This is a genomic window from Dokdonia sp. R86516, from assembly GCF_044596715.1.
In the GTDB taxonomy this organism is placed as follows: domain Bacteria; phylum Bacteroidota; class Bacteroidia; order Flavobacteriales; family Flavobacteriaceae; genus Dokdonia.
Genome location: NZ_CP138998.1, coordinates 217,096 through 231,418, shown reverse-complemented (window position 1 = coordinate 231,418; position 14,323 = coordinate 217,096). Strand labels below are relative to the sequence as shown.

The 14,323-nt window shown below is 39.3% G+C and carries 19 protein-coding genes; 3 read left to right on the top strand and 16 right to left on the bottom strand.

Annotated elements, in window-relative coordinates; all coding sequences use genetic code 11:
- Positions 1-20 precede the first annotated feature (20 nt).
- Entirely contained in the window at positions 21-680 is a 660-nt protein-coding gene (locus SJY23_RS01110) for a uracil-DNA glycosylase family protein (protein ID WP_396597151.1), read from the bottom strand.
- On the bottom strand, positions 680-1,408 hold the full coding sequence (locus SJY23_RS01105) for a hypothetical protein (protein ID WP_396597150.1): 729 nt from the start codon (positions 1,406-1,408) through the stop codon (positions 680-682). Before SJY23_RS01105 ends, SJY23_RS01110 begins: the two co-directional genes overlap by 1 nt.
- 105 nt (positions 1,409-1,513) lie before the next feature.
- Here SJY23_RS01105 and SJY23_RS01100 point away from each other — a divergent pair, with 105 nt between their 5' ends.
- Entirely contained in the window at positions 1,514-1,633 is a 120-nt protein-coding gene (locus SJY23_RS01100; protein WP_396597149.1) for a 30S ribosomal protein THX, read from the top strand.
- Here the strand turns inward: SJY23_RS01100 and SJY23_RS01095 are convergent.
- The 4 genes from SJY23_RS01095 to SJY23_RS01080 all read right to left on the bottom strand — a co-directional run bounded on the left by SJY23_RS01095 (position 1,630) and on the right by SJY23_RS01080 (position 4,854).
- The gene (locus SJY23_RS01095) at positions 1,630-2,112 is read right to left on the bottom strand and encodes a hypothetical protein (RefSeq protein WP_396597148.1); all 483 of its coding nucleotides are present in this window, start codon (positions 2,110-2,112) and stop codon (positions 1,630-1,632) included. The two genes, SJY23_RS01100 and SJY23_RS01095, sit on opposite strands and share 4 nt — an antisense overlap.
- Positions 2,113-2,115: 3 nt before the next feature.
- The gene (yaaA, locus tag SJY23_RS01090; protein WP_396597147.1) at positions 2,116-2,880 is read right to left on the bottom strand and encodes a peroxide stress protein YaaA; all 765 of its coding nucleotides are present in this window, start codon (positions 2,878-2,880) and stop codon (positions 2,116-2,118) included.
- 333 nt (positions 2,881-3,213) lie between these two features.
- The gene (locus SJY23_RS01085) at positions 3,214-4,257 is read right to left on the bottom strand and encodes an RluA family pseudouridine synthase (protein ID WP_396597146.1); all 1,044 of its coding nucleotides are present in this window, start codon (positions 4,255-4,257) and stop codon (positions 3,214-3,216) included.
- A gap of 3 nt (positions 4,258-4,260) precedes the next feature.
- Positions 4,261-4,854: a PASTA domain-containing protein gene (locus tag SJY23_RS01080; RefSeq protein ID WP_396597145.1), complete on the bottom strand. Its 594-nt coding sequence runs from the start codon at positions 4,852-4,854 to the stop codon at positions 4,261-4,263.
- Between the two features lie 129 nt (positions 4,855-4,983).
- On the opposite strand from SJY23_RS01080, the gene SJY23_RS01075 reads away from it, so the two are divergent.
- Together SJY23_RS01075 and coaD are read left to right on the top strand one after the other, a co-directional pair.
- Positions 4,984-5,979, top strand: coding sequence for a D-alanine--D-alanine ligase (locus SJY23_RS01075; protein ID WP_396597144.1), 996 nt, complete (start codon positions 4,984-4,986; stop codon positions 5,977-5,979).
- A 62-nt stretch (positions 5,980-6,041) separates the two neighbouring features.
- Positions 6,042-6,539, top strand: coding sequence for a pantetheine-phosphate adenylyltransferase (coaD, locus tag SJY23_RS01070; RefSeq protein ID WP_375253482.1), 498 nt, complete (start codon positions 6,042-6,044; stop codon positions 6,537-6,539).
- Between the two features lie 75 nt (positions 6,540-6,614).
- On the opposite strand, the gene SJY23_RS01065 is transcribed toward coaD, so the two are convergent.
- The 10 genes from SJY23_RS01065 to SJY23_RS01020 form a co-directional block, all read right to left on the bottom strand.
- Positions 6,615-6,755 carry a hypothetical protein gene (locus tag SJY23_RS01065; protein ID WP_157496178.1) on the bottom strand — a complete coding sequence of 47 codons (141 nt, stop codon included), beginning with the start codon at positions 6,753-6,755 and terminating at the stop codon, positions 6,615-6,617.
- A gap of 78 nt (positions 6,756-6,833) precedes the next feature.
- Positions 6,834-7,595: a tryptophan synthase subunit alpha gene (trpA, locus tag SJY23_RS01060; RefSeq protein WP_396597143.1), complete on the bottom strand. Its 762-nt coding sequence runs from the start codon at positions 7,593-7,595 to the stop codon at positions 6,834-6,836.
- A 77-nt stretch (positions 7,596-7,672) separates the two neighbouring features.
- Positions 7,673-8,872 carry a tryptophan synthase subunit beta gene (gene trpB / locus SJY23_RS01055; protein ID WP_396597142.1) on the bottom strand — a complete coding sequence of 400 codons (1,200 nt, stop codon included), beginning with the start codon at positions 8,870-8,872 and terminating at the stop codon, positions 7,673-7,675.
- Positions 8,869-9,477 carry a phosphoribosylanthranilate isomerase gene (locus SJY23_RS01050; protein ID WP_396597141.1) on the bottom strand — a complete coding sequence of 203 codons (609 nt, stop codon included), beginning with the start codon at positions 9,475-9,477 and terminating at the stop codon, positions 8,869-8,871. Before SJY23_RS01050 ends, trpB begins: the two co-directional genes overlap by 4 nt.
- 62 nt (positions 9,478-9,539) lie before the next feature.
- The gene (locus SJY23_RS01045; protein WP_396597140.1) at positions 9,540-9,938 is read right to left on the bottom strand and encodes a hypothetical protein; all 399 of its coding nucleotides are present in this window, start codon (positions 9,936-9,938) and stop codon (positions 9,540-9,542) included.
- Positions 9,935-10,711 carry an indole-3-glycerol phosphate synthase TrpC gene (trpC, locus tag SJY23_RS01040; RefSeq protein WP_396597139.1) on the bottom strand — a complete coding sequence of 259 codons (777 nt, stop codon included), beginning with the start codon at positions 10,709-10,711 and terminating at the stop codon, positions 9,935-9,937. The genes SJY23_RS01045 and trpC overlap by 4 nt, the downstream gene beginning before the upstream one ends.
- 1 nt (position 10,712) lies before the next feature.
- Entirely contained in the window at positions 10,713-11,705 is a 993-nt protein-coding gene (gene trpD, locus SJY23_RS01035; RefSeq protein WP_035336121.1) for an anthranilate phosphoribosyltransferase, read from the bottom strand.
- On the bottom strand, positions 11,705-12,226 hold the full coding sequence (locus SJY23_RS01030) for a hypothetical protein (RefSeq protein ID WP_396597138.1): 522 nt from the start codon (positions 12,224-12,226) through the stop codon (positions 11,705-11,707). The genes trpD and SJY23_RS01030 overlap by 1 nt, the downstream gene beginning before the upstream one ends.
- Positions 12,227-12,237: 11 nt before the next feature.
- Positions 12,238-12,807 (bottom strand): aminodeoxychorismate/anthranilate synthase component II, encoded by a 570-nt coding sequence (locus tag SJY23_RS01025; RefSeq protein ID WP_299148150.1) that lies wholly within the window; start codon positions 12,805-12,807, stop codon positions 12,238-12,240.
- A 3-nt stretch (positions 12,808-12,810) separates the two neighbouring features.
- Positions 12,811-14,208: an anthranilate synthase component I family protein gene (locus tag SJY23_RS01020; RefSeq protein WP_035327902.1), complete on the bottom strand. Its 1,398-nt coding sequence runs from the start codon at positions 14,206-14,208 to the stop codon at positions 12,811-12,813.
- Positions 14,209-14,323 lie beyond the last annotated feature (115 nt).

Genomic DNA, 14,323 nt, shown 5'->3' with positions numbered 1-14,323 from the left:
TTCGCGAAAGCGTAAAAACCTTAAAAGAATGGAGCATACTGCAAGACTCTGAAGTCTATGGTATTAAATTGCGGATTTTCCTTTTTAAGTTGTTTGTAAAGAGCAAGACTGCCCACGGCTCTATTTGCTGCTCCTGATGGCGCAGTGAGAGATACAGTTTTAATAGCACGTCCTTGCCATTGAAACTGATGAACTCGTGGTACTTCGCTACTTATTACTTTTAACTTTATACCCTGCTCCTTACAAGCTTTCCTAAAGAAATACTCAGGACCATTTTTACTGTTTCCGCCGGTAAATAATAGTGTTTCCACCTTTGGAGACTTGCTTAAGTAGCCGAAAATATCTCTAAGCGTGACGTTAGTCATCCCAATATCTGAAGCGTCTATTTTAATGCGTTCTGAGGAAGCGACAATATCGCAAACACCGATATTACGAGATATCAAAAAGTCTTTACGCTCTTGAATGGCTTGCTCTGTAGTTTTAAATGTAAGATTGAGATTAAAAATCTTATTTAAAATAGGCCATAATTGCCCATCGATACTGCCATAGCAAAAGTTAACATCTCCAGGTTTGAGCGTACCTTCTGTAAACCGAGGAGGAGGTAGTGTGCCTACTATGAGTTTTGTGGCATTCTCAATATTAAATGGCGGGTAGGGATGTGTATGTTTAAAAATAGCCATTATGATTGTGTAGTAGCAACAAGTCTATCTACCTCTATAAACGTGTTTTTGTGCAGTTTTTTATTTGGTTTGGTAAGGTTTAGATATTCGTCTTGCATTTCATGAAGTACTTCTAGAGCTTTAGATTGCATCTCGTTTTCAATATAAAATTTAGATAATGCTAATCGTTCAGGGTAATTAGAATATCGCTGGTCTATTTTTTTTAGGATAGCTTCTGCCTCGTCATCCTTACCAGCTTTTGATAGTGCGAGTCCGTATTTAAATTGCGCTTGGGATTTTTCAAAATCCGAAAATTTGCTCATTTTCTCACCTATGGAAATCACTTCGTCATACTTTTCTTGCTCAAAAAGAGCAATTAGCAACTGTGTATTGGCATAGTAATCACTAGTGTGATTTCCATGTAAGACAGCATCATATTGAACGGCTGCTTCTTTAAAGTTACCTATCGCAAGTAGCGCATCTCCCAGCTCTACGCGGTTAGAATACGTATCAGAAAATTCTACTTTCTTTTCAAGTTGGCTGATCTTTTTGGTAGGATTGATAACCGCTGTAAATTCCTTTTGAACTACAGCAACATCTTTTTTATTAAAAATCTGAGCAATAACGTACACTAGGCAGCCTATTGCAGGCAATAGGAGGATGGCAAAATACCAGTAGAAGCTATTTTTATTCTTGTAAATATGGTAAGCACAAGCCAGTTGGAGTGCAATAAGAATATAATATGTCATCAAGGATCTTTTATTTATAAAGATAATGTAGGCAGATGATTAACAGAATTTTAAAATAGGTTCTTTTTAAAAAGTGCTACATTGAGATTAACCAAAAATAAGGATATGGGAAGAGGAGATAAAAAATCAAGAAGAGGAAAAATAAGCCGCGGAACTTTTGGCGCAAAAAGAAGAAAAAAAGGCAGGAAGAAAGCTAAGGAAGCTGCAAAAATGCAGAAGGTTTAACCTTTTGCTTTTAGTCTTTTTAAAATGCGTAGTTGTTTTTTGTCTACCTTTTTTCTAAGCATATTCCCAGAACAGAGACTGGTTGTATGTGCATTTTTATCATCTACCAGCTGTGGAAATCTATTATTAAAATGCGAAGTAGCTCTTGTATACACTAAGTAAGTCAAACCTTCACTAAATACATAGCCACAACTACTTCCAGAAGCTTCAGAAAGTATCTCAATCGTGCTTTTAGAAAAAGAGCCCTTGTACTGCTTGATGATTTCAAAGGTATAACGCACGGGATCTCCGCTACTGCGCTTGCGTGCTTTATTAAGTAATTCTTTCTTTATAAGATTACCGCTAAAAACGACATCGGCGCGTTCGTACTTATCTATAATTTCTTCTTTTTTTGAAACCTTCGGGTCTTTTGCACAGGTGCAAGCAATTGCTGGCACACTAGTGAGAACAAACAGCGCTATAATTAATGACCTTAGCATCGATTACCTTGTAAATACAAATTCGTTTTTATCTTCATTAGACTCTTCTGCGCTATAGGCGTAGCCGTCATAATCAAAACCTTTGAGACCGTCTATTGTGTTTACATCCTTATCTATAATATAACGCACCATCGAGCCACGGGCTTTTTTTGCAAAGAATGAAATAATCTTAAGTTTCCCGTTTTTGAAATCTTTAAAGATAGGTGTGATTACGGGTACTTTGAGCTGCTTAGGTTTTATAGATTTAAAGTACTCTTGACTCGCTAGGTTTACAAAAAGCTCATCATCTTTAAGTTCTTTATTAAGCGCTTCGGTAAGGGTGTCTCCCCAAAACTCGTATAAATTTTTATTACTGTAGTACTCTAGTTTTGTGCCCATCTCAAGGCGGTAAGCCTGCATTAAATCTAGCGGTCGTAAGATTCCGTACATCCCACTTAAAATACGTAAAGTGTCTTGAAGTTTGTCAAGCTTTTCTGTAGGTAGGGTATAGGCATCAAGCCCCGTGTATACATCACCATCAAAGGTGTACACGGCTGGTCTCGCATTCTTTTTTGTAAATGGAGTGGTAAAATCTTGGTATCGCTGGTAGTTTAAGTCTGCAAGCTTCTCACTGATGTGCATCAGGTCTTGAATCTCTGTTTTTGTCGTATTAGAAAGCTTGCTGTTAAGCTTTTCTGCTTGCTCTAAAAACTGCGGCTGTGTAGCACGCGTAGTAGGTAGCTTATCTTCAAAATTAAGTGACTTTGCTGGTGATACAACGATTTTCATAGGTATTTTTCTTTTGTATCAAAGTTAGCAATTATGTCTTATAATTAAGTGCTTGGCTATTGTTTTTGGTTATGGTGGGATTGATAGTTTAATGTGGTGTTTGATTTATAAAGATGTAAAATTTAATAATGCCAAATGTTCAGCATCCCTCTAAATCTCCCTTCAAAGGGAGACTTCTAGCTCCTTTTCTTTGACGGAAGGTTGAGGTAGGTGTTTATCTGTATTTAAATATTACTACCAAAACTTACTTAAGTACCACAAAACAAAAAAGCAACCCCAAAAGGAGTTGCTGCTTATTGTTATGAGTAAGCTTTCGCGAAAGCGAAAAAAATCTTACTGCTCTTTGCTGTGTACGGCATAGGCGCGCCACTTTTCTATACAACCTGCCATATCTTCTGGGATAGGAGTTTCAAAACGTTTGTACTCGCCTGTGGTGGGGTGTACAAAACCAAGCGTTTTTGCGTGTAGTGCCTGGCGTGGTAATATTTTAAAACAGTTATCTACAAACTGTTTATATTTCGTAAATGATGTTCCTTTTAAGATGGCATTACCGCCATAACGCTCATCGTTAAAGAGGGTGTGGCCTATGTGCTTCATGTGCACACGTATCTGGTGTGTGCGTCCTGTCTCGAGCTTACAACTTACGAGTGTTACATAACCTAGACGCTCTATTACTTTGTAATGAGTAACAGCTGGTTTCCCTTGATCTGCTTCGTCTCCGTAAAAAACGGTGTTTTGTAATCTGTTTTTAGGGTGACGGCCTATGTTTCCTTCTATCGTTCCCTCGTCTTCTGTTACGTTACCCCATACGATAGCAACATATTCTCTCTCTGTTGTTTTATTAAAAAACTGCTTAGAGAGGTGAGTCATTGCTCGCTCCGTTTTGGCAACTACAAGTAGTCCGCTCGTATCTTTATCGATACGGTGTACAAGTCCTGGTCTATCACTGGAGTTGTTGGGGAGGTTATCTACGTGGTGGATAAGTGCATTAATAAGCGTTCCAGAGTAGTTACCATGCCCTGGGTGCACTACCATTCCTGCAGGTTTGTTGACTACCATAAGTTGGTCGTCTTCATAAACCACATCAATATCAATATCTTCTGGTGTGAGTAAAAACTCGTGTGGCGGGTGCTCAAACATGGCACGTACCACGTCTCCAGCTTTTACCTTATAATTTTGTTTTACAACAATATTATTCACTTGAATGCTACCATTTTTGGCAGCCTTCTGGATTTTATTACGGGTAGCATTTTCTACAAAATTCATTAAGAACTTATCTACACGTAATGGTTCTTGACCTTTGCTAGCAGTAAAGCTGTAGTGCTCGTAAAGTTCGTCGTCTTGAGGTTCTGGACCTATGGGTTGTTCTTCGTTCATTGTTTAGTTTTCGTCTGATGAGTCATCAGAAATAGCGTCGCGGTAGTCACCTTTACCATTACCTAGTACTAGGTCGATAACAGAAGTTTTTTCTAATCTATCTCCAGCTTTCACTCTCTTTCCTTTGTGTCTTATATCTCTTACTTCGTCTTTTCCTATCCAGTCTACATAGGTTACTTTGCCTATCTCAAATCCTAGCGCTTTTAATGAAGGTTCTGCCTGGCGGCGTGTTTTACCTACAATAGGAGGGATGGTCATTTTTTGATAACCAGAAGGGTTAAGTACTAAGTATATCTGTCTGTTTTCTTTTACAAATTTTCCAGCATTAGGCTCTTGATCAATCACAGAATACTTAGGATAGTCAGGATTAAAATTTGCACTGTCTATAATAAAGTAACGCAGATCTGCATTTTCTAGTTCTTGAGAGACTAGATCAAGCGTCATCCCTTTTACATTAGGCACGGCAATACGTTCATCGTGATTTGTGGTGCTTCCTAACCACCATCGAGTAATAAATACTAATGCGATGATGATGATGACAGCAAGTACAATTTGTTTAACAAATGCTTTGCTCACTAGAAATTTTAAAAGACTCATAGACGGGTTGTGGTTAAGGGTGCAAATATATAAAATAGATAGCCTATTTGGTGTAGGTATGATTATACCTATTTTTACATTAACGTTAATGAGACAGATTTAGTTTTGTCTTTTCAAATTTTCACGAAAGTGCAGAAAAAAAATATCGCCGTTTTAATGGGTGGCTACAGTAGCGAGTATGAAATATCGCTTAACAGTGGTGCCACCGTAGTTGCCTCTTTAGATAAAGAAAAATACCAAGTATATGCCGTGCACATCCTTATCGATGGGTGGTTTTGTGTGGTAGATGGTGAACGATTTACGATAGATAAAGGTGACTTTAGCTTTAAGGACGCTTCCGCGAAAAAGGTAACCTTTGACGCCTGTTACAATACCATACACGGAACGCCGGGCGAGGACGGAAAATTACAAGCCTACTTAGAATTGCTAGGAATCCCACAGACAAGTTGTGGTTTTTATGAGAGTGCAATGACGTTTAATAAGCGAGACACACTAAGCGTGTTGAGTTCATACGGCGTGCCAATGGCGCAATCTGTATACGTAAATAAGGGCGATGAGATTGATATGCCTTTTAAAAATTCACTAGCCTTAAAAGTGGGCTACCCTTGTTTTGTAAAGCCTAACCGTGCAGGTTCTAGTTATGGAGTGAGTAAGGTGTACAAAGAGGGTGATCTTATAGCGGCGCTAGATAATGCCTTTAAGGAAGATAATCAGGTTTTGATTGAGTCATTTTTGAGCGGGACAGAAGTATCTGTAGGAGTGTATGATTTTGGCAATGGGGCAGAGGTGCTTCCAGTTTGTGAGATTGTACCAGATGGAGACTTTTTTAGTCTAGAAGCAAAGTACTCTGGAAAATCACAAGAGATTGTGCCAGCAAGACTAGATGAGCGTGAGACGGCAGATGTGCAGGGACTTACAAAGGGTATTTATGAATTACTGGGTCTTAAGGGGATTTGCCGTATAGATTTTATCTTTCACGAGGGTAAACCGCATTTTGTTGAGGTAAATACTAATCCTGGATTGTCAAAGGAAAGTATTATCCCAAGAGAGTTTAAAGCAGCAGGATTATCACTTACAGACGTGTTTGGGAAAGCTATAGAAGTAGCAATTAGAAATAACAGTTAAATTTACAGAGGTAGTATCCTTGAGATTCTCGCTTTTGCGGGAATGACATTAAGATTAAGATTATGAAAAGAAAGGCAGTATTTCCGGGGAGTTTTGATCCCATTACACTTGGGCATTACGATATAATAGAACGAGGTCTTACGCTCTTTGACGAGATAATTCTTGCTATAGGTGTCAACTCAGATAAAAAATATATGTTCTCTCTAGAGCAGCGCAAGCAGTTTCTAGAAGATACGTTTAAAGATGAGCCACGCATTAAAGTAATGACCTATAAAGGTCTCACTATAGACTTTTGTAAAGAGCAAGAAAGCGAGTTCATTTTAAGAGGACTACGTAATCCTGGAGATTTTGAGTTTGAAAAGGCAATCGCCCATACTAACAGAAAATTATCTGGTATCGAGACCGTATTCTTACTTACGAGTTCTGGTAAGAGCTATATATCTTCTTCCATAGTACGTGATGTAATACGTAACGGTGGTGACTGCTCTGGTCTGGTACCAGATGTGGTTGAGCCTTGTGCAAATAAAATCTGGAAAGAGATACAAGCAAAAGCAAAATAAAGCTCAAAACCTTTATCCATAAAAAAAGCCGCCCAGTGGGCGGCTTTTACCATTTATATATAATCTAAAACCTAATTACTTCTTATTCTGCTGTTCTTTAATGGTCTTTTTATCGATATCAAAGTCGTTTGTAGTTTGATTTATATTTCCCGTTGGATTGGTCGGGTTAGTTTGCTCTACTTTTCTTTCAAATTTACGTTCCATAATCTTTTTCATTTTTAAGTTGATATAAAGATAAAAATCACGGTTGTTAATTCGTCTTAAAGGCTTGTTAGTCTTAGGTTAAAGTGTTGATTATCTTATGGTTTCTACAAAGCTAGCCACACTGTTTGCTCCATTCTTAGTAATATGCTTTATAAAAGCACTTCCTATAATGGCTCCTTTTTGATGGGTAGTGGCCGCGTTAAAAGTTTCCTCATTACTTATCCCAAAACCTACAATCTGCGGATTGTTAAGATTCATAGCTGCAATACGTTTAAAGTAATCTTCTGTGCTGTTACCAAAACCGCTCGTAGCGCCCGTCGTACTCGCACTACTCACCATATAGATAAACCCATCACTCGCGGCATCTATCTGTTGTATACGCGCGTCACTAGTTTGTGGTGTGATTAGGAATACATTAATAAGTCCGTACTTTTCAAAAATCTCTTTATACTCCGCTTCATATTCGGCAAGTGGTAAGTCTGGCATAATAATACCATCTATCCCTATTTCTTGACATCGCTTACAGAATTTCTCAACCCCATATTGTAACATCGGGTTAAAGTAGCCCATCACAATAAGTGGGATATGTATGGTCTCACGAATACCGTCTAACTGGCTAAACAACTTTTCGGTAGTCATCCCATTATGAAGTGCGGCAGTACTTGACTCTTGAATAGTAGGCCCATCTGCCAGCGGATCTGAAAATGGTAATCCTATCTCCACCATATCAACACCGCTTTCTTGAAGCTGTGTTAAGATAGAAACAGTATCATCTATGGCTGGATATCCAGCAGTGAAGTATAAGCTTAGTAGCTTTTTATCTTCTTGTAATTTTTCTTTTATTCTATTCATCTGAATAAATATTTTGTCATTCCTGTCTAAGCGGGAATTAATATTGATGTTTATTTCGCTTTCGCGAAAGCGTAGTTCTATAAATTAAAATATTCTATAAACGTATTTAAATCCTTATCACCACGTCCCGAAAGATTGATCACTACGATATCGTCATTTTTGAATTTTCTAGTCTCAAAAATGGCAAGTGCGTGACTTGTCTCAATCGCAGGGATAATACCTTCTAGTTTACTAAGCTCTAGTCCAGCCGTCATCGCATCTGCATCTGTGACAGAGATAAACTCCCCACGCCCAGAACGGAAGAGGTTTGCGTGCATAGGTCCTACACCAGGGTAATCAAGACCAGCAGAGATAGAGTAAGGCTCTGTAATCTGCCCATCGTCTGTTTGCATTAATAAGGTCTTACTCCCGTGTATAATCCCCTCGCGTCCTAGTGCAGATGTTGCAGCACTCTCACCAGTGTCTACTCCTTTACCAGCAGCCTCTACTGCGATAATACCTACTTCTGGTTCATCGAGATAATGGTAATATAATCCAGCGGCGTTACTACCACCACCCACACAGGCTACTACATAATCTGGATTTTCTTTCCCTTCTTTTTCTAGCAACTGCTTCTTAGTCTCCTCAGAAATCACCGACTGAAAACGAGCCACCATATCTGGATAAGGGTGTGGTCCCACCACAGAACCTATGATGTAATGTGTGTCTACTGGGTTATTAATCCAGTCACGTATCGCTTCGTTAGTCGCATCTTTTAAGGTTCTACTTCCAGACATTGCTGGACGTACGGTTGCTCCTAGCATTTTCATACGAGCTACGTTAGGCGCTTGGCGCTCAATATCTACAGCACCCATATATACAATACATTCTAGTCCCATAAGTGCACACACCGTTGCTGTTGCAACACCGTGCTGTCCCGCGCCAGTCTCTGCGATAATGCGGTTCTTGCCTAGTCGCTTAGCCATAAGGATCTGGCCTATGGTATTATTTACTTTATGAGCTCCGGTATGACAGAGATCTTCCCTTTTGAGATATACCTTTGTGCCATACTTCTCGCTAAAGCGTTTTGCATAATAAAGCGGTGTAGGACGACCTACATAATCTTTTAAGAGTTGTTTAAACTCTTCTTGAAAAGAAGGCTCCTGCATAATTTGCACATACTGAGAGCGCAGTTCTTCTACGTTAGGATAGAGCATCTCTGGAATAAATGCTCCGCCAAAATCTCCGTAGTACCCTCTCTCGTCTGCTTGGTAACTGGTGTTATTTTCTAGTATCATAGCTGCAATACTTTTTTAAATTCGGTTAATTTTTCAATATTTTTTAATCCTGGTTTATCCTCAAATTTGCTATTTACGTCTAGTGCGATAATAGGCAAATCTGTTGCCAGTATTTCTTTTACTTTTTCTACTTCTTCTAGTCCTATGCCGCCACTTAAAATGATAGGCGTTTGGGATGTGTAATTTTTTAAAACACTCCAGTCAAAGGTGTAGCCGTTGCCTCCTTTTTCTTTTCCCTTTGTGTCAAAAAGGAATGCATCTACAAGGCCCTCGTAAGGTATGAGCTGCTCAAAGTCAAAACTGTCTTTGATTCCAAAAACTTTCCAAATCTTGAGGTCTCGACTGCGCTCGACCAGACAACTTCTAAGCTCATTTATATATGCTGGTGACTCGCTCCCGTGTAACTGGATGACGTTGAGGTTGTGCTGTGTTATTTTCGCTTTCGCGAAAGCAATATCAGCATCTACAAAAACTCCTACGCGGTCAATTCCCTCAGGTAATTCTGGAATCGCTAGGTCGCCAAAATCTCGTTTGCTCTTCTCATAAAATATAAAGCCAAGATAGTCTGGCTGCAACGCAGCGACCTCTTGTGTGTTATATTTCATACCGCATATTTTGAGTTTCATTATCGGGTTACTATTGAGGTTATTTATAATTATTTAATCTTTTAAGAATTGTATTGGTGTGGATCTAAGGCTTTAATCTTTGGAATGGCTATAAACTCTTTCCAGTCTTCTTCACGTACCTGATCCTTACTAAGACTTACTTTATTTGTTTGCGAAACAAGTACAAAATCTCCAGCCACGTGTTTAATCTCTATAAGTTGGTCAATGGAGATTCTTTCTTTCTTCAATTCTCCAACGACTATAACACCATTGGTAATCTTTGCATATCCTTGATGTTGATATAATATAAATATTATAATATGCACGACACCAAGCACGAGGTACGAGTACTTAGTGAAATTGTTTTCATTTTCAATAAAGGATATAATACCAAGTACACTCCATACAAGGGCCATTACTCCATAAATAATAAGCTTTTTCTTTTTATATCTTAACTTCATAACTGATTAATAAAAGTTGCTGCACTCTCTCCTGGGTTATCTGTTTTCATAAAGTTTTCACCAATTAAAAACCCGTGAAAACCGTGTGGTTTTAGTTCTTTAATCGCTTCAACCGAGCTAATGCCGCTTTCTGACACTTTTACAAACTCATCTGGAATTTGCTTGATGAGTTCTTTGCTCGTCTCTAGGCTTACTTCAAAGGTCTTTAGGTTTCGGTTGTTGATGCCTAGCATATCTACAGAAGGCATAATAGACTTCTGTAATTCTTTTTCATTATGAGATTCACAAAGCACATCGAGACCAAGACTTTTTGCAAAGGTTGAAAACTGCTCTATTTGCTTTCGCGAAAGCGTAGCTGCAATAAGTAATATCGCATCTGCACCGTAGGCTTTGGCCTCAAGAATCTGGTATTCATCTACTATAAACTCTTTACGCAATAGCGGAAACTGTGCTGCTGCTCTGGCGAGTAATAAGTCGTCTAGCGAGCCACCAAAATATTTTCCATCTGTGAGTACAGACATCCCGCTCACGCCTGCCTGCTCATAACCGCTTGCGACGTCTTGCACACTCAGGCTGTTGTTTATAACAGACTTGCTAGGAGACCTTCTTTTATGCTCTGCAATAATCCCAGAGCCTGTACTTACTGCTTTTGCAAGTGATGCGGTTGCTCTGTCAAAAAGAACAGATTGCTCTAGCTGGCTCACAGGGATGAGACTTTTTTTTAAAGCTACTTCCTTAATTTTATCTGCTGTAATTTTATCTAGTATGGTCATCTTAGTTGCTTAGGGCTTGAAGTTGTTTGAGTTTTTGTGCGGCTTTACCAGAGAGTAAGCTCTCTTTTGCTTGTTCAAAACCTTGTAAAGGTGTTAGCCCTTTTACAGTCGCAATAGCCATCCCAGCGTTTGCACACACCACATTATTTTGCGCCTGGGTACCTTTACCAGAAATTACATTTGTAAATATTTGCGCCGAAGATTCAACAGAGTCACCACCATAAATATCTTTTTGAGCGTGTGCATTTACACCAAAATCTCGAGGTGTGAGCATAAGCTCTGTTTCATTTGTAATAGCCTTTGTAGCTCCTGTAAGTGATATCTCATCATAACCATCTAGGGCGTGCAGTATGGTAAAATTCTTATCTCCTTTTTGATATAAATATCCATACATTCTTGCCAGTTCTAAATTAAAAACTCCCACTAGCTGGTTGCTAGGGAATGCAGGATTAACCATAGGGCCTAGCATATTAAAAAAGGTTTTTACACCTAGCTCTCGACGTATAGGGCCTACGTTTTTCATAGCAGGGTGGAAGAGTGGTGCGTGTAGAACACACATCCCTACCTCATCCATAGAGCGCTTCAAAAAGTCCTTGTCATTACTAAATTTTATGCCTAGATACTCCATCACATTACTACTCCCACTTACCGAGCTCACCCCATAATTACCGTGCTTAGTCACGTGCACACCAGCACCTGCTGTTACAAAGCTAGAGAGTGTTGAGATATTAAAAGTGTCTTTACCATCACCACCTGTACCACAAAGATCTATGGCGTTATACTCAGAAAAATCTACGGCAAGGCAAAGATCCAGCAAGGCATCTCTAAAACCTTCTAGCTCCTCTACCGTGATGCTACGCATCATATAAACGGTAAGGAAAGAAGCAATCTGACTCTGGTTGTATTTACCCTCAGAGATGTTTACGAGAACCTCACGGCTTTCGGCTTTTGTGAGTTGGTCGTGGTTAATTAATCTATTAAGTATGGCTTTCATTATTTAGGCGTGTTGATGTGAACAATAATAGGGTCTGCTTTATCTTTCTTTATGTTTTGCAATCCTATTGTTGCTAGTTCTTGATCTGTTGCTAGTCTTGAACTAGCTTGATTAAGTGCTACGTAATTGTAAACTCCCTTTGGTGTGCTTGCTATCCATCCTTTTGTAAGTGGTGACTTTCTTACAGAAGCAGACTCGCTTGTAAAGCGTTGCAAGAAACCTAATGCGCTTTTACGCATATCTTCTTTACTCGTTCCCGTAGGGAAAATAATATAGGTGCCGTTAGAAAAAAGTACCCAGTTAGGTCGCTTAGGACTTACACCAAGTTTTGTGTTAAAAATCAGGTTTTTATAGACATCTACATTCTCATCTTCTACTACTTCTTTAAGCGGCTCAGGTTCGGCTTCTATTACGACCACGGGTGTCGCAGGTTTTGTAGTTTCTTTAGGTGTTGATTTTGTGCTCTCACAACCACCTATTAATAGAAAACAACTTGCTAGTAGAAATAATGTAAATCTCATCGTATATAGTATTAACTAATCACCCAATTTTTAATCATTGTTTTTCCTTCTGGAGTAAGTACAGATTCTGGGTGAAACTGTACACCGCGTATATCAAGTTCTCTGTGACGCAGTGCCATTATCTGGCCATTTTCATCTACCGCAGTAACTTCTAATGCTGGCGGAAAATCTTCTGTAGCTACCACCCACGAGTGATAACGCCCTACAGCTATTTCTTTACCAAGGTCTTTAAAAAGTACTGTGTCTGGCTGCGTGATACTCACTTGTGTCGCGACACCGTGAAAAACCTTATCTAGATTGATAAGCGTGCCTCCGTACACTTCACCTATGGCTTGTTGCCCTAGGCAAACGCCAAGTATAGGTTTTCTTCCTCCATAAGTTTTTATTACTTGCTTGAGCAGTCCAGCTTCCTCTGGAATGCCAGGGCCTGGAGAAAGTAATATTTTATCATACTGCTCGCACTCTTCAAGCGCAAACTGGTCATTACGTTTTACGGTAACGATGCAGTCTAATTCTTCTAGGTAGTGCACAAGGTTGTACACAAAGGAATCATAGTTGTCTATTACTAATATCTTTTTCATTGTCTAAATATCTTCTGCGATGTCAAGTGCTTTGTTAAGCGCTCCTAATTTGTTGTAAACTTCTTGTAATTCTTTAGCGGGATCACTGCCAGATACCACTCCAGCACCTGCTTGCCAGTGTAGGGTGTGATTTTTACTTAAGAAAGAACGTATGATAATAGCGTGATTAAAATTACCGTAAAAATCCATAAAACCTATCGCTCCACCGTAGAAGGTGCGATTGCGGTTTTCATACTTCTCAAGTAGCTGCATTGCCATATGCTTAGGCGCACCACTGAGTGTTCCTGCTGGAAAGGTGTCTGCTACCACTTGTAAGGTATTGCTACCCTCGTGCATTTGTCCCGTTACCTTACTCACGAGGTGTATTACGTGTGAGAAAAACTGCACCTCACGATAGGTGTCTACCTTTACATCGTGACCATTGCGTGATAAGTCATTACGAGCAAGATCAACGAGCATCACGTGTTCTGAGTTTTCTTTTTCGTCTTTGGCTAGTTCTTTTGCAAGTATGGCGTCTTGCTCATCATTACCGGTACGTTTAAAAGTACCTGCAATAGGGTGAATCTCTGCGAGACCATCTTGCACAATAATCTGAGCTTCTGGTGATGAGCCAAAGATTTTATAATCTCCGTAATCAAAATAAAATAGATATGGCGACGGGTTAACACTGCGCAAAGCCCTGTAAACATTAAACTCATCTCCCGTAAATTGCTGCGAGAAGCGTTTACTAGGCACAATCTGAAAAACATCACCACGCTGGCAGTGCTTTTTACAAGTTTCTACGAGTGCTTTATAATCTGCATCTGTGATGTTGCTGGTGAGTTCGTTCTTTCGGTTGAAGTTAAACTCTGCAAAGTTTTTTGATTTTAAAAGCTGCTCAATCTCATCGATATTATTGTCTCCCGTGGTGTTGTGACAAAATATATGCGCCTCATTATTAAAATGATTAATAGCGATAATATTTTGGTAAACGGCGTAGTAAATATCTGGTATATGGAGATCTCCTTCTTTTTTGGCGATTTCTATATCTTCAAAGTACTGCACAGAATCATACGATAGGTAACCAAACAAGCCATTGTTAATGAACTTGTGTGCTGTCTTTGTAGATGAGAACGCTTTCGCGAAAGCGTCTAAAACCCCCACAACATTAGTCTCTGCTGTAATTGTAATTTCCTCCTTCTTGCCATCTGGAAATTGCTGTGTGATTATACCATCGCCCACGCTTATAGAAGCGATAGGGTTGCAGCATATGTAAGAGAAGCTATTATCATTTGCGTGATAGTCACTACTCTCGAGCAGTAAACTATTAGGGAAACGATCGCGCAGCCTTAAGTATACCGATACAGGAGTGATGGTATCTGCTAGGAGTCTTTTTGAAAATGTAGTTAATTGATATTTCATTTGTTACATATTGTTTTCTCAAAATTGAGAACAAAAAAAAGCCTGTCGTAAAGACAGGCTGTATATGAATGGTACATAGATGCGTGCTTACGACAACGATTGTTGTGTAATCCAC

Bases quoted from the DNA above. Each gene is read 5' to 3' on its own strand.
- SJY23_RS01045 (WP_396597140.1), bottom strand. From the start codon at position 9,938: ATGAAGTTAAGATATAAAAAGAAAAAGCTTATTATTTATGGAGTAATG.
- trpC (WP_396597139.1), bottom strand. From the start codon at position 10,711: ATGACCATACTAGATAAAATTACAGCAGATAAAATTAAGGAAGTAGCT.
- trpD (WP_035336121.1), bottom strand. From the start codon at position 11,705: ATGAAAGCCATACTTAATAGATTAATTAACCACGACCAACTCACAAAA.
- SJY23_RS01105 (WP_396597150.1), bottom strand. From the start codon at position 1,408: ATGACATATTATATTCTTATTGCACTCCAACTGGCTTGTGCTTACCAT.
- SJY23_RS01085 (WP_396597146.1), bottom strand. From the start codon at position 4,257: ATGAACGAAGAACAACCCATAGGTCCAGAACCTCAAGACGACGAACTT.
- SJY23_RS01025 (WP_299148150.1), bottom strand. From the start codon at position 12,807: ATGAAAAAGATATTAGTAATAGACAACTATGATTCCTTTGTGTACAAC.
- yaaA (WP_396597147.1), bottom strand. From the start codon at position 2,880: ATGAAAATCGTTGTATCACCAGCAAAGTCACTTAATTTTGAAGATAAG.
- SJY23_RS01030 (WP_396597138.1), bottom strand. From the start codon at position 12,226: ATGAGATTTACATTATTTCTACTAGCAAGTTGTTTTCTATTAATAGGT.
- SJY23_RS01095 (WP_396597148.1), bottom strand. From the start codon at position 2,112: ATGCTAAGGTCATTAATTATAGCGCTGTTTGTTCTCACTAGTGTGCCA.
- SJY23_RS01065 (WP_157496178.1), bottom strand. From the start codon at position 6,755: ATGAAAAAGATTATGGAACGTAAATTTGAAAGAAAAGTAGAGCAAACT.
- trpA (WP_396597143.1), bottom strand. From the start codon at position 7,595: ATGAATAGAATAAAAGAAAAATTACAAGAAGATAAAAAGCTACTAAGC.
- trpB (WP_396597142.1), bottom strand. From the start codon at position 8,872: ATGATACTAGAAAATAACACCAGTTACCAAGCAGACGAGAGAGGGTAC.
- SJY23_RS01100 (WP_396597149.1), top strand. From the start codon at position 1,514: ATGGGAAGAGGAGATAAAAAATCAAGAAGAGGAAAAATAAGCCGCGGA.
- SJY23_RS01110 (WP_396597151.1), bottom strand. From the start codon at position 680: ATGGCTATTTTTAAACATACACATCCCTACCCGCCATTTAATATTGAG.
- SJY23_RS01020 (WP_035327902.1), bottom strand. From the start codon at position 14,208: ATGAAATATCAATTAACTACATTTTCAAAAAGACTCCTAGCAGATACC.
- SJY23_RS01050 (WP_396597141.1), bottom strand. From the start codon at position 9,477: ATGAAATATAACACACAAGAGGTCGCTGCGTTGCAGCCAGACTATCTT.
- coaD (WP_375253482.1), top strand. From the start codon at position 6,042: ATGAAAAGAAAGGCAGTATTTCCGGGGAGTTTTGATCCCATTACACTT.
- SJY23_RS01080 (WP_396597145.1), bottom strand. From the start codon at position 4,854: ATGAGTCTTTTAAAATTTCTAGTGAGCAAAGCATTTGTTAAACAAATT.